Raw genomic sequence first — 13,463 nt, forward strand, 5'->3', positions numbered from 1 at the left:
CCACGGCCAGCGGCTGCAGCTCCTCGGCGGTCTCGACCAGGAGGGCGCGGTCGGCGCCTATGGCCATGGCGGTGCGCAGGGTTTCCTGGCACTGGGCCACGCCGCAGCTGACGGCGATGACCTCGGTGGCCACACCTTTTTCCTTCAGGCGCACGGCCTCTTCGACGGCGATCTCGTCAAAGGGGTTCATGCTCATCTTGACGTTGGCGATGTCGACGCCGGTGCCGTCCGATTTGACGCGGACCTTGACGTTGAAGTCGACTACACGTTTGACGGGGACCAAGACCTTCATTGCACGGCTCCAGAGTTTATTGAATTGACGTTAACGTAAAGCGTTTCATTTTATGCTGCAGCGCAACGCTACTGGGCTGCCTAGCCGCCCCAAGGGTTTATCAGGGGGCACATTAAAAAGAACGACCGTTCTTTTTTATTATAGAGGGCGGCTTCCAGGGAATTAGAGCCCCCACCCAACAGCGCTCATGCGCGCGTCCGCTGATTCGGCGTGAGGCCCTGCGACACCCGCATTGCCGGGATCAGGAAGGCTTGACGGCCTCCACCGGACTGACTGGGGTATGCAGCACCCGCTGCGGATACGGAATGTCGATGCGGTGCGCGCGCAGCGCCTCAAGAATGGCCAGATTGATGAGCGAGCGCAGGTTCTGCAGGCCGTTTTCGGGATCGCCCAGCCAGTAATTGAGCGTGAACTCCAGGCCGTCGGCCCCAAAATTGGTCAGCGCCACCGACGGCCCGGGATCGCGCACCACGCGAGCCTGATTCAGGGCCGCGTCCATGAGCAGGCGCGTCACCAGTTCCACGTCGCTGTCATAGCCCACCGACACCACGGTGAACTGCAGCAAGCGGGTATCGCTCAGTGTCAGGTTTTCAACACGGCTGCTGATGAACATCTCGTTCGGGACAATCGATTCACGCCCCGACGCCGCACGCACCACCGTGTAGCGGGCATTGATGTCGGTGATGCGGCCTTCGAAGGTGTCCACCCGCACGCTGTCGCCGATGCGCACGCTGCGTTCGGCCAGCATCACAAAACCGCTCACATAGTTGGCGGCCAGCTTTTGCAAGCCGAAACCCACGCCCACGCCGATCGCCCCCCCCAGCACCGACAGGGCCGTCAGGTCAATCCCCACCGAGGACAGCGCCAGCAGCAAGCCCACAAACATCAGCACCGCGCGCGTGGCATTGCTGATGGCCTTGCGCAGGGACAGCTCGCCGCCCGTGGCCGAACGCAGCAGGCGCGCCTCAATGGCCGATGAAATCCACAAGGTGATCAGGATGACGATGCCGGCGGTCAGCGTGCCTTCCAGCATGGTGCGCACCGACAGGGTCGAGCCGCCCACCTTCCACCGGATGCCATCCAATTCGTCCAGAATGACGGGCAACAGCCCGCTGACCCACAGCACCATGGCCATCCAGGCGCCCCAGGAAATGGTGCGCTCCAGCGCCCGCACCAGCGGCGCGTCCTTGAAGGCGGCCTGCAGCACCTTGACGCCCAGGCGAATCACGGCCAGGGCCAGCAGCACCGGAATGGCCACCTTGAAGACCGCCACAGTAAGCACCTGCGCCAGCAAGGCCTGGGCCACATGGGCAAAAAACAGCAGCAACAAGGGGAACAGCACGCCATCAAAAATACGCCGCCCAAAAAGAATCGACGAGTCGTCAACCACCCGGCGCGCACGGCTCACCACGCGCGCCACCAGCCAGGCCAACAAGGCGCAGGCAATCAGGGCGGCGAGTTCGGTGAGGGCCGAGGGCTGGGTCAGGGCGGCAAACCAGCCGTCCAGACCGTCAATACCGGCGGGGGAAGCGGGACGAAGATTCAAGGCGCCGGAGCTGGCCATTGAGGTTTCCTTTTCTCGATGAAGGCTTGCACGCCCTCTTGTGCGACCGGGTGGACCATGTTGCAGGCCATGGCCTGGCCCGCCAGCTGGTAAGCCGCTTCCACCCCGGTTTCACGTTGTTGGTAAAAAAGCGCCTTGCCCATGGCCAGCGCCTCGCGCGGCTTGCCAAGCAAGGTCTGCAGCAGTTTTTCAAGCTCGTTGTCCAGCGCCTCCAGCGGCACCACACGATTGACCAGGCCTCTGGCCCGCGCCTCGTCGGCGGTGATGAACTCGCCGGTCATCAGCATTTCCATGGCCTGCTTGGCCGGCATGTTGCGCACCAGCGGCACACTGGGCGTGGCACAAAACAGGCCCACATCAATGCCGTTGACGCCAAAACTCGCATTGCTGCTGGCGACCGCCAGATCACACTGCGCCACCAGCTGGCAGCCCGCGGCGGTGGCCAGACCCTGCACCCGGGCAATCACAGGCACCGGCAGATTCTGGATGCTGAGCATGACACGCGAGCACTGGGCAAACAGCTTCTGGTAGTAGGCCAGCTCGGGCCGGGCGCGCATGTCCTTGAGGTTGTGGCCGGCGCAAAACACCTTGCCCTCGGCCGACACCACCGCCACGCGTGCGGCGCTGTCCAGGGCAATCGCATCCAGGGCCGTCTGCAGCGCCGCCAGGACCTCTTCGCTCAATGAGTTGAAAGTGCCCGCGCGGTTCAGGACCAGGTAATGAACGCCCCGCGCATCCTGCGTATGCAGGACGGGCGGCGACACATCGGCATGTACGGTGGTGTTCATGAAAACTCCTCGCTATAACTCGCTATAAATCAGCCAGCACGCGAATATGCGCTTCCACGCTGCGCGCCAGCGCGCCCAGGTTGTAACCGCCTTCGAGCGAGGAGACGATGCGGCCCTGCGCATGGCGCTTGGCCACATCCTTGACGCGCTGGGTGATCCAGACATAGTCCTGCTCGACCAGGCCCAACTGGCCCAGGTCGTCATCGCGGTGCGCATCGAAGCCGGCGCTGATGAAAATCATTTCGGGCCTGAAGGCCTCCAGGCGCGGCATCCACATCATGTCGATCAGCTCGCGCACCGCCATGCCCTTGGTGTAGGCCGGCACCGGCAGGTTCACCATGTTGGGGGCCTGCGTGTCGGCGCCGCTGAAAGGGAAAAGCGGGTGCTGGAAAAAGCTCACCATCAGCACCCGGTCGTCACCGCGGAAGATATCTTCGGTGCCGTTGCCGTGGTGCACGTCAAAGTCCACAATCGCCACGCGCTTGAGGCCGTGGCGCTCCAGCGCATATTTGGCGGCAATGGCCACGTTGTTGAAAAAGCAAAAACCCATGGCCTTGTTGCGCTCGGCATGGTGGCCAGGCGGGCGCACGGCGCAAAAGGCGTTTTCCAGCTCGCCGGCCAGCACGCTGTCGGTAGCCGCAAGTGCGGCGCCCGCGGCGCGCAAGGCGGCGTTCCAGGTGTGCACGTTCATCGAGGTGTCGGGATCAATCTGCGCGTAGGCGGGGCCGCCGGCCCGGATGTCATCGGCCAGGCCTTCGCTCAAGCCACGGATCGCCGCCACCAGCATGCGGTCGTGCGCCAGCTCGATGTCGCCCAAAGACGCTTGCGGGGCCTCGCGCCGCGCCAGCGCATCGCCCACGCCGGTGAGCAGCAAGCGGTCTTCAATGGCGTCGAGCCGCTGCGGGCACTCGGGGTGACCCTCGCCCATTTCATGCTTCCAGCAGTCCTTGTGGGTGAAATAACCAGTCGCGTTCATCAGGGAAATTTTTACAAAAAATTTGCGTTATGGTTGACGGCATGCACGTCAAAGAAAAACTTCAAGCGCTCCTGAATCAGCTTAACACGGTCATTGTCGGAAAACCCTCCCAGGTCAGCGATTGCGTAGCCTGCCTGCTCGCCGGCGGCCATCTGCTGATCGAAGACGTTCCCGGCGTGGGAAAAACCACGCTGGCCCATGCGCTGTCGCGCTCGTTCGGCCTGCAGTTTTCACGCGTGCAGTTCACCGCCGATTTGATGCCCAGTGATTTGTCGGGCGTCTCGATTTACGAGCGCCAGAAAGAAGGTTTTGTGTTCCACCCCGGGCCGGTGTTTGCCCAGGTGCTGCTGGCCGATGAAATCAACCGCGCCAGCCCCAAAACCCAGAGCGCCCTGCTCGAAGCCATGGAGGAAAAGCAGGTCACGGTCGAGGGCGAAACCCGGCCCCTGCCGGTGCCGTTTTTCGTGATTGCCACGCAAAACCCGCACGACCAGCTGGGCACCTACGCCCTGCCCGAATCGCAGCTGGACCGGTTTCACATGCGGATTTCACTGGGCTACCCGGATCGCGCCGCCGAGCGCGAACTGCTCAGGGGCAGCGACCGGCGCGAGATGGTGGACCAGCTGCCGGCGGTGCTGGCGCCGCACCACCTGCTGGAGCTGCAGCAACTGGTCACACAGGTGCATGCCGCAGAGCCGCTCTTGAACTACCTGCAGGACCTGGTGGCCGCGACCCGTTCGGGCCGCTGGTTTCTGCAGGGCCTGAGCCCGCGCGCCGGCATCGCCATCATGCGGGCCGCCAGGGCGCAGGCCTTCCTGAACGGGCGGGATTACGTCGCCCCCGATGACATTGCCGCCGTCATGCCGCAAACCGCCGCGCACCGGCTCATTCCCGTCAGCGGCGCGGGCCGCGGCCCGCTGGAGCAGGTGCGGGCCATGCTGGATGCTGTGCCCCTGCCCTGAAGCGGACGGCAGCGAATCATGGCCTCACCGGCGTTCATTCCCAACCCGTTTTCCCCGATACGCCGACGCTTTCAGAGCTGGTGGCAAAGCCGGCTGCCGCTGACCGACAGCGTCACGCTGACCCAGCGCAATGTCTACATCCTGCCGACGCGCCCGGGGCTGATGCTGGGCCTCACCCTGCTGGTGCTGCTGGTCGCCTCCATCAACTACCAGCTCAACCTGGGTTACCTGCTGACGTTTTTGCTGGCCGGCTGCGCCCTGGTGGGCATGCATGTCAGCCATGGCACGCTGCGCGGTCTTGCTATGAACCTGGTAGCACCTCACGCCCAGTATGCGGGCGCTACAGCCACTTTTGACATCAAACTCACGAGCACCCGACGGGCCGCCCGCCACGGCATCGGCCTGAGCGTGCTGGACCCTCACGATGTGGCCGCAGAAAATGGGAAAGAGCGGCACTGGGCCTGGACGGACGTGCCGGCGCAAGGCAGCAGCGTGGTGCAGGTGGCCTTCACGCCCGCCCGGCGCGGCCTGCACCGCCTGCCGACGCTGACCGCCGAAACGCGTTTTCCGCTGGGCACCTTCCGCGTCTGGACGGTCTGGCGGCCCGCGGCGCAGATGCTGGTCTACCCGGCGCCCGAACTGCATCCGCCGCCCCTCCCTCCGGGGGAACCCCGATCCGGCGGCGCCGCGCTTGCGGCACGGGCGCAAATCACAGGCGAATTTGACGGCGTGCGGGGCTATCGCCGCGGCGACCCCATGAAGCTGGTGGTCTGGAAAAAGGCCGCCAAGGACGACGGACAAGGCAACGGCCTGGTGGTGCGCGACACCCAGCAGGCCCAGCGGCACGAGCTCTGGCTGGACTTCATGCGGGCAGGTACGGCGGGTACGGAGCAAAAACTTTCGCGGCTTTGCGCCTGGGTGCTGCTGGCCGACAAGCTGGCGCTCGACTATGGGTTGAGGCTGCCTTCGCTGGAGATCAAGCCCGGCAGTGGGGAGGCGCATAAGCGGCTTTGTCTGGAGGCGTTGGCGGTATGTTGAGCTTTGTCGATGTGCGAGCAGGCCGGGTCTCGCCCCGGCGGGCGACTTACTTGTCTTTTGCTTCGCCAAAAGAAAGTAAGCAAAGAAAAGGCGACCCGCAGTCTGGGTCCCTGCGCTTCGCTCCGGGCAACCTGCGCTGCTCGACTACGGCGGGGGTCCGCAGAACTCGCTTCGCTCAAACAACTGCGGCCCTGATCCCGCCTCCATCTGCGCTGCTCAGCCCAGCCAGGACGGGACAGGCAAAAAAGCAGGTACCAAATACAAACACTAAAACAAGTACGCGCCAAAGCGCGTACTTGCGGAGTTCGGCTGTTGGTATTTCTTTCCCACCCCGTTCTGGCTGGGCTGAGGAGCGCAGGGCCAGGCGGATCAGGGCTCGTGCTTGTCTGAGCGAAGCGAGTTTGCACGAGACCCCGCTTGGACCGAGCACCGCAAGGTGCCCCGTAGCGAAGCGCAGGGGACCCAGACTGCGGGTCGCCTTTCTTTTGGGTACTTTTCTTTGGCGAAGCAAAGAAAAGTGCCTCGCCCGCCGGGGCGAGACCCGGCTTCCGCCCTCAAAAAGACCAGCACCAGGCGGATATCAATGCTGATCCGCCTCACCACCCTGCCCCGCGACGCCCGCGACACACTGTTCCTGCTGCTGGTCATCGCCTGGCTGCTGCTGCCGCAAACCGCCCATCTGCCGCTGTGGTGCAGCGCACTGGCGGGCACGGTGCTGCTCTGGCGCGGCTGGCTGGCCCTGCAGGCCCGGCCGCTACCGGGAAAATGGTGGCTGCTGGCCTTGCTGGCGCTCACCATGGGCGCCACCTGGGCCACACACAAAACCCTGCTGGGCCGCGACGCCGGCGTCACCCTGCTGGTGGTCTTGCTGACGCTCAAGACCCTCGAATTGCGCGCCAGGCGCGACGCCTTCGTGGTGTTCTTCCTCGGCTTTTTCTGCATGCTGAGCAATTTCTTCTACTCACAATCGCTGCTCACTGCGTTCAGCATGCTGCTGGGGCTGCTGGGTCTCCTGACCGTGCTGGTCAATGCCCACCTGCCAGTCGGCAAACCGCCCCTGGCGCTGGCCGCCAAGACCGCCGGCTGGATGACCCTGCTCGGCGCGCCCATCATGGTGCTGCTGTTTGTGCTGTTTCCGCGGCTGGCGCCCTTGTGGGGCGTTCCCGGCGATGCCATGACGGGCCGCAGCGGCCTGAGCGCCAGCATGCAGGTCGGCAACATCGCCAGCCTGGCGCTGGACGACAGCATCGCCATGCGCATCCGGTTTGAAGGCCGCCCGCCCGCGCAGCCCGATTTGTATTTTCGCGGCCCGGTGCTGTCGAGCTTTGACGGGCGCGAGTGGCGGCCACCGCGTTTTGGTGCGGCTTCGCGTGACGGCAATAACGGGGCTGGAGCCAAGCTCGCCGTTTCCGGCGCGCCCGTGCGCTATGAAGTCACGCTGGCGCCCACCAGCCGCCCCTGGCTCTTCGTCATGGAGGCCGCCACGCAAAGCCCCGAATTGCCGGGTTATCAGAGCACGATGCAGGCGGACCTGCAATGGCGGGTGGATCGCCCCATCACCGACCTGGTGCGCTACAAGGTGCAAAGCTACCCCAGCTTCCGGCACGGCCCCACGCAACGTATGGCCGGCTTACAGGAATTCGTGGAACTGCCGCCGGGTTTCAACCCGCGCACCCAGGCGCTTGCCGAGCAGATCCGCAGCGACCCGCGCCATGCCGGCGCCAGCACCGCCCAACTGGTCCAGGCCGCGCTGGAGCGCCTGCGCACCGGCGGCTACAGCTACACGCTGGAGCCCGGAGTGTATGGCCAGCACACGGCCGATGAATTCTGGTTTGACCGCAAGCAAGGCTTTTGCGAGCACATCGCCTCCAGCTTTGTGATCTTGATGCGGGCCATGGATATTCCTGCGCGCATCGTGACCGGCTATCAGGGCGGTGAACAAAATTCGGTCGACGGCTTCTGGGTGCTGCGGCAAAGCGATGCCCATGCCTGGGCCGAAGTCTGGCAGGCGGGCCGCGGCTGGGTGCGCGTGGACCCGACCTCGGCCGTCGCGCCCGGCCGCACCGGCGCCTTCCAGCGGCTGGCCGCCCCCCAGGGCGTGGTCGCCCAGACGCTGGGCAGCCTCAGCCCCACCTTGATGGCCCAGCTGCGCGCCACCTGGGAGGCCGTGAACAACGCTTGGTCCCAGCGGGTGCTCAACTACACCCAGGGCCAGCAGCTCAATCTGCTGAAAGACATCGGCTTTCAATCGCCGAGCTGGGAAGATTTGAGTGACCTGCTGCTCGGCAGCATCGTGCTGGCCAGCCTGGCGGGCGCCGCCTGGGCGCGCTGGGAGCGCAGCCAGCACGACCCCTGGCTGCGCCTGCTGGCGCGCGCCCGCAAGCGGCTGGCCCGGGCCGGCATCCACAGCACGCCAGCCAGCTCGCCGCGCCAGCTGGCCCGGCAGGTGCTGGCGAAATTCAATGGCGGGCAAATCGGCCAGGCGCAGGCGCTGCATGACTGGCTGATGCGGCTGGAGTCGCAGCGCTACGCGGCGACCTCCGCCCACCCGCAAAGCCAGCGCCAGGAGCTGCACCGGCTTAGGCAACAATTCAGCCGGCTCTCATGGCCTGCTTAAAATTGCTGCAACGCCCTACTTTCTTCGCATGACACCTTCAACGCTTACTCACCGATTCAAACTCGCTATATTTTTAATAGCCTCCCTCGCAGGTGCAGCAAGCGCTGGCGAGGTACAACCCTCGAAAAAAACGGCAAACACCCAAACCGCCGTGCAAGGCCCGCCCTATGCCACGCGGCCCGAGGCCATGCAGTTTGCCGACGACCTGGCCAGCCGGCGCGACCTGGACCCGGCCTGGGTGCGCGAGGCCATCGGCCAGTCGCGCTACAACGCCACCGTGGCGCGGCTGATGCAGCCCGCCACCAAGCCCTTTGTGAAAAACTGGAAGGTCTACCGCAGCCGTTTCATCGATCCGATTCGCATCGAGGCCGGCCGGCGCTTCTGGCTGGAGAACCAGGCCAGCCTGGCCCGCGCTGAAAAGGAATACGGCGTGCCCCCCGAAATCATCGTCGGCATCATCGGCGTGGAAACCATTTACGGCCGCGATACCGGCAGCTTCCGCGTGATGGACGCGCTGAGCACGCTGGCCTTCGACTTTCCGGCCAGCCACCCGCGCGCCCAGGAGCGCAGCGAGTACTTCAAGGGCGAGATCGAGCAGTTTCTGACCCTGCAAAGCCGCCTGGGCAATGACCCCTTCGAGGCCAAAGGCAGCTATGCCGGCGCCATGGGCATGCCGCAATTCATGCCTTCGAGCTGGGTCAAGTACGCGGTGGATTTCGACGGCGACGGCAAGATCGACTTGTGGAACAGCCCGGCCGACGTGATCGGCTCCGTCGCCAGCTACTTCAAGGCCTTCGACTGGAAGCCCGGCATGCCCACGCATTACCCGGTGAGCTTTGACAGCAGCCGCCTGGACATGGACGCCCTGATGGCGCCCGACATCCTGCCAACCTTCAGCGTCGCCAGCTTCACCGCCAAGGGCGCGGTGCTGGAAGGCCAGGCCCTGCAGCACCAAGGACCGCTGGCATTGATCGAACTGCTCAACGGCCCGGATGCGCCCACCTACGTCGCCGGCACCGAGAACTTTTACGCCATCACGCGCTACAACTGGAGCAGCTACTACGCCATGGCGGTGATTGAGCTGGGGCGGGAAGTGGCGGCGCGGGTCAAGCCATAAATTGGCCCTGCTCATGTTTGACGTGAGTCAGCATGACCTGGCTTGACGGGGCATGTCCGATCAACGGAAGGGTTGGGCTCCATGGCGACTAAACACGCCAGCCATCTTTCACGCGAAAGCAAACTCCATGGACTCGCAGTGCTCCGGGATGGGAAAACCCGGGTACTCAGGTATAGCCTTGCTTCCAGCGAACCGGCGCAAACCGGATCAGCGGCAACGGCGGATGCTGTGTCGCCCGGAGCGCTTGTGACAAGTCGACCCCAATGTCACGAGACTCCGGTGACGGCACGGGTGTGGCGAAGTCTATCGACAGGAGATACCGTCGGCCAGGCTCCATGAGGGCGAAGTCCGATTCGACAGGTCGATGATCCCACTTGCCGCCCTGCTTGACGCGGTTTCCCTGCAGGTCCCACATGTCGAAGTCGAAACCGGCGATGCCTGTGAATCGTTTGCCCGCTATGCTGAGCACAGCCAGTGAAGGACGAAAAACGAACCCTGGATCTGTGGGTGTTACGCTGACAAACACGCGCGTCTTCCCCGGCTCGTGGTTCTGAGGGTAGACATTGCGCGGGTCGACAGACAACGGGAGGGCGAACAGGTAGACCTGTGTGTCATAAGTACGCAGCTGGTTGTTGATCGCCACCCGCAGTTGCAACCCGGGGACGTTCAACGCGGCACGGTTGCGTGCCTCATGGAGGGTGGGAGCTTCGCTGGAGAATGCAGGGGGAGTGTCTCCTAGGTAGGCGACACTCTCCCAACCACCGCGATAGCCGGCGCATCCTGAGAAACCCAGACACACCAGAATGAGAGCAGGAAACCTGCGCCGCGCGATCAACATGATGCCTCCTACCGCTAATTGGTTGGCACCCCACGTTCTTGCAAAGTCCGCATTTCAGTTGGCCGTGGCAGCTGAACACTGCCGCGGACCGAAACCCTGAGCCTGACGCGCATCCAGTTCGGGCATTGCTTCCTCAATAGGGCGCCCCATCTGCGCATCATGGAGTCGCCGCGCACGCTGACTCAGTGGCCGGGGCATGGACGCAAAGCTTCTGCCTCAATCACCCACATGGATCTTGATGTCATGCGGTGTCGGATGCCCTCCACCACTTTCCAGCCAATCCCGCAGGCTTAGCAGGAAGGTGGCCCATTTGGTACTGCAGTGATGCATGAACTCAACAGGCTCTTTCCAGTTGGCGTGTTTGAAGAGAATGAAGGTCTGATCATCCTTCCTCTCCAATCGGAAGAACACTTCAGTTCCCACCCATTCATCGGGACCCGTTGTGCACTTCCAATGCACGAGAGAGAAAGGTTTGGATTCCAGCACCCTCATCTGGCAGAAGCCGAAGTTGATCAACCCGCCCACGCTCGTTTCTCCAGTGGTTTCGCTTATCCACCAATGCTGGAGGCCTTCGATCGTAGAGAGGGCGTTGAAAACCTTTTCAAGTGGTGCATCAACGCCAACCCGGTGAAGAATATCTGGCATGTTGCGCTCCTATATGTCCTTGAGTGAGGGGTGACCCAAGGTACATGAGCCGCCCGCCTGACGCAGAGGTGAGAGGTGACGCGGAGCGACTGGGCGAAGCCCGCCTGCGGAGCATCCCTCCAGACCACCATATTAGAGTTTCTCCAGAAGTTGCTGCTTCTTTTTCTGAAACTCCTCTTCGGTAATGACGCCGTCCTTTTGCAGATTTTGTAGTTCTCGTAACTTTTGATTTACAGAATCGCCTGGGGGCGCTGGAGATGCTGAAAGCGGAGCGTTTATCGGCGTATCAAGTGGCGTCAAGTCCTTATCTGAAACCGAAAAAGCAATTAACTTTGACTCCGTTACGCCAGCGCGTCCGGTGCTTTCGTTGACCTGTTGCAACAAGCTTCTTGGCGTCCACATTCCCATTTTTACTTCCTGCCACACGAAATAGTTTTTTCCTGCCTCGACGGACAGAGGAAGACTGGAAACGTTCTCGGAGTGGGATTCGACGCTGTATTTTCCCGGGACAACATTCAACCGAAAATAAGTCTTTGCCGCCGTCTGGCCCAGCACCTTTCCGTTAACCGATACGGTCATCGGTATTGCGGCGCCAAAACTTTCATTGCGATAGATGTATAAGGATGCCTTGCTTGGGGCGGGTAAAAATTCCTTCGCCTGAATATCCTGATCCAGGGGTGCCATAGGCACCGAAGCGCATCCTGCAAGCAGCAGAACCATGGCTGTCGTGAAGATTCCGAAAAAGTGTTTCATGTAGGCATCTCCCTTGTTGAAGCGCTAACCATAGAGATGAGCGGCAGACCACGGCTTGCAACACCCCCATGTGAGAAGAGCGTTAAAAGCCATCAAAAGTGGAGAGGCGAAGCGCGGTCCGTGCGCCGCTAATCCTGGTGCTTTCCCGGTCTACCCGCGGTGTCGCTCAGAAAACGGCTCATATCGCGCGACAGGCTCATGAAAAAAATGGCGAATTGCTGCGGGTCCCAGATGTAGAGGTCGGCAAACTCCTGACTCGACACCTTCACCACGATGCAGTCATCGGCGGCATCGCCGCTGAAGCGCCGCGGGCGCAGCGCGATCATCGCCGGAAAACCAACACTTTCTCCCGCGTTCATGACTCGGATGACGTCCTTGCCGCCGTCGGTATCCTCATAAACGGTGATCTGACCTCTTAGCAGCACGAAGAAGCTATCGGCGGTATCGCCCTTGCGGTAGAGGGTCTCTCCGGCTGTCAACTTCAGTACTTCACCGTCGGCCAGCAGCTTCGCGACAAAACTCTGCGACAGCGCGCCGAAGGCCGACATTTGCTCGAAGGCGTCAGCGGCCAGGTACTCATGGAGCGTTGCGGGGTCGAGAATTTCCATGTTTGGTGTCCGATGGGGGCGGCTCTCATCATGGCGGCGAGACTTGGGGAAAGAAGTCTTGTATTGCGACTATGAGGTCGAGGGTCAAGTCTCCCATTTTGCAAATCGACGCGCAAGTACAAGTCGAATTTGACCCTGATGTCTCTCACATCCGTACCGCGATCACCCCGGGGTCACGCATCCACGTGGGCAAGGCCACCTTCATCGACCTGCTGGCCGAGCGCATCGAACAGCGCCAACGCAGGGAGCGCTACTCGGGCTTGATGTTCGCGCTCCTGACCAGCTTGCCCCAGCGATCGGCTTCCGACTTGATCAGGGCGGCGAACTGCTCGGGCGTGCCGCCACCCAGTTCGTTGCCCTGGCCCAGCATCTGCTCCTTGATGGTCGGGTCGGCCAGCGCCTTGTTGACGGTTTCATTGAGCAGCTTGATGAGGGCCGCGGGCGTACTGGCCGGCGCCACCAGCCCCTGCCAGTTCTGGACCTCGAAGCCCGGCACGCCGGCCTCGGCCATGGTGGGCAAATCGGGAAACAGCGGCGAACGCGTCTTGCTGGTGATGGCCAGCGCGCGCAGCTTGCCGGCGCGGATCGAGGGAGCGGCCGAATACATCTGCTCGAACATCATGTCCACCTGGCCACCCATCAGATCGGTCGTGGCGGGCGCTCCGCCCTTGTAGGGAATGTGCGTGATGGACAGGCCGGCCAGCGACTTGAACATCTCGCCCGACAAATGGTGCGACCCGCCCAGCCCGCCCGAGGCAAACGACAGCTTGCCGGGACTGGCCTTGGCGGCGGCGATGATGTCCTTGACGCTCTTGAACGGCGAATTCGCCGGAACCATCAGCACCAGCGGGCCTTTTTCGATCAGGCAGACCGGCACCAGGTCCTTGGCCGGATCGAAATTCATTTTCTTGAACATGGTCGGATTGACCGCCAGCGGCGCGAAGTTGCCCATGCCTATGGTGTAACCGTCCGGCTTGGCCCGGGCGACGGCCTCGGTGCCGATGTTGCCGCCGGCGCCGGGCTTGTTGTCCACGAGCACCGGCTGGCCCAGCGCGGTGGAAATGAACCTGCCGATCTGGCGCGAGCGCTGGTCGGCGTTGCCGCCGGCGGCATAGGGGCAGATCAGGGTGATGGGCTTGCTGGGGTATTTGTCCTGCGCCCAGGCCAGCGAGGGCATGGCGATGACTACCGAAGTGGCCTGCAGGAGGTTGCGGCGTTTCATGTCGAATCCTTGTGATCAGTGGTGTTCCCCGACCTTAAAGGGT

13 protein-coding genes are annotated in these 13,463 nt (G+C 62.9%); 4 read left to right on the forward strand and 9 right to left on the reverse strand.

The features are described 5' to 3' along the window. From PJE01S_RS02455 to PJE01S_RS02470, 4 genes are all read right to left on the reverse strand, one after another. A partial coding sequence (locus tag PJE01S_RS02455) for an electron transfer flavoprotein subunit beta/FixA family protein (protein ID WP_422630670.1) occupies positions 1 to 292 on the reverse strand: 292 nt, incomplete at its 3' end. Positions 293 to 533: 241 nt separating this feature from the next. Next, positions 534 to 1,856, reverse strand: coding sequence for a mechanosensitive ion channel family protein (locus PJE01S_RS02460; protein WP_068831576.1), 1,323 nt, complete (start codon positions 1,854 to 1,856; stop codon positions 534 to 536). Continuing rightward, positions 1,835 to 2,644, reverse strand: a complete 810-nt coding sequence (locus PJE01S_RS02465) for an enoyl-CoA hydratase (protein WP_068831577.1) — start codon at positions 2,642 to 2,644, stop codon at positions 1,835 to 1,837. Before PJE01S_RS02465 ends, PJE01S_RS02460 begins: the two co-directional genes overlap by 22 nt. A 22-nt stretch (positions 2,645 to 2,666) precedes the next feature. Next, positions 2,667 to 3,620: a histone deacetylase family protein gene (locus PJE01S_RS02470; protein WP_068831578.1), complete on the reverse strand. Its 954-nt coding sequence runs from the start codon at positions 3,618 to 3,620 to the stop codon at positions 2,667 to 2,669. Between the two features lie 41 nt (positions 3,621 to 3,661). Here PJE01S_RS02470 and PJE01S_RS02475 point away from each other — a divergent pair, with 41 nt between their 5' ends. The 4 genes from PJE01S_RS02475 to mltB all read left to right on the forward strand — a co-directional run bounded on the left by PJE01S_RS02475 (position 3,662) and on the right by mltB (position 9,354). After that, complete coding sequence (locus PJE01S_RS02475; RefSeq protein WP_068831906.1) at positions 3,662 to 4,582, forward strand: AAA family ATPase; 921 nt, start codon at positions 3,662 to 3,664, stop codon at positions 4,580 to 4,582. Positions 4,583 to 4,600: 18 nt separating this feature from the next. Further along, positions 4,601 to 5,620: a DUF58 domain-containing protein gene (locus PJE01S_RS02480; RefSeq protein WP_068831579.1), complete on the forward strand. Its 1,020-nt coding sequence runs from the start codon at positions 4,601 to 4,603 to the stop codon at positions 5,618 to 5,620. A gap of 583 nt (positions 5,621 to 6,203) precedes the next feature. Beyond that, positions 6,204 to 8,237, forward strand: a complete 2,034-nt coding sequence (locus PJE01S_RS02485) for a transglutaminase TgpA family protein (RefSeq protein WP_174548503.1) — start codon at positions 6,204 to 6,206, stop codon at positions 8,235 to 8,237. 28 nt (positions 8,238 to 8,265) lie between these two features. Further along, positions 8,266 to 9,354 carry a lytic murein transglycosylase B gene (gene mltB, locus PJE01S_RS02490; protein ID WP_068831580.1) on the forward strand — a complete coding sequence of 363 codons (1,089 nt, stop codon included), beginning with the start codon at positions 8,266 to 8,268 and terminating at the stop codon, positions 9,352 to 9,354. A 166-nt stretch (positions 9,355 to 9,520) separates the two neighbouring features. Here the strand turns inward: mltB and PJE01S_RS02495 are convergent, their stop codons facing one another. The 5 genes from PJE01S_RS02495 to PJE01S_RS02515 form a co-directional block, all read right to left on the reverse strand. Continuing rightward, complete coding sequence (locus PJE01S_RS02495) at positions 9,521 to 10,192, reverse strand: hypothetical protein (protein WP_068831581.1); 672 nt, start codon at positions 10,190 to 10,192, stop codon at positions 9,521 to 9,523. Between the two features lie 216 nt (positions 10,193 to 10,408). Further along, a complete protein-coding gene (locus tag PJE01S_RS02500; RefSeq protein WP_068831582.1) occupies positions 10,409 to 10,837 on the reverse strand; it encodes an SRPBCC family protein in 429 nt (142 codons plus the stop codon). Positions 10,838 to 10,969: 132 nt separating this feature from the next. Further along, positions 10,970 to 11,590, reverse strand: a complete 621-nt coding sequence (locus PJE01S_RS02505) for a DUF2846 domain-containing protein (protein WP_084389349.1) — start codon at positions 11,588 to 11,590, stop codon at positions 10,970 to 10,972. Between the two features lie 128 nt (positions 11,591 to 11,718). Further along, on the reverse strand, positions 11,719 to 12,198 hold the full coding sequence (locus PJE01S_RS02510) for a cyclic nucleotide-binding domain-containing protein (protein ID WP_068831583.1): 480 nt from the start codon (positions 12,196 to 12,198) through the stop codon (positions 11,719 to 11,721). Positions 12,199 to 12,448: 250 nt separating this feature from the next. Continuing rightward, a complete protein-coding gene (locus PJE01S_RS02515) occupies positions 12,449 to 13,420 on the reverse strand; it encodes a Bug family tripartite tricarboxylate transporter substrate binding protein (protein ID WP_068831584.1) in 972 nt (323 codons plus the stop codon). Between the last annotated feature and the right edge of the window lie 43 nt (positions 13,421 to 13,463).

It is taken from the genome of Polaromonas jejuensis NBRC 106434 (genome assembly GCF_001598235.1).
Taxonomy (GTDB): Bacteria; Pseudomonadota; Gammaproteobacteria; order Burkholderiales; family Burkholderiaceae_C; genus Polaromonas; species Polaromonas jejuensis.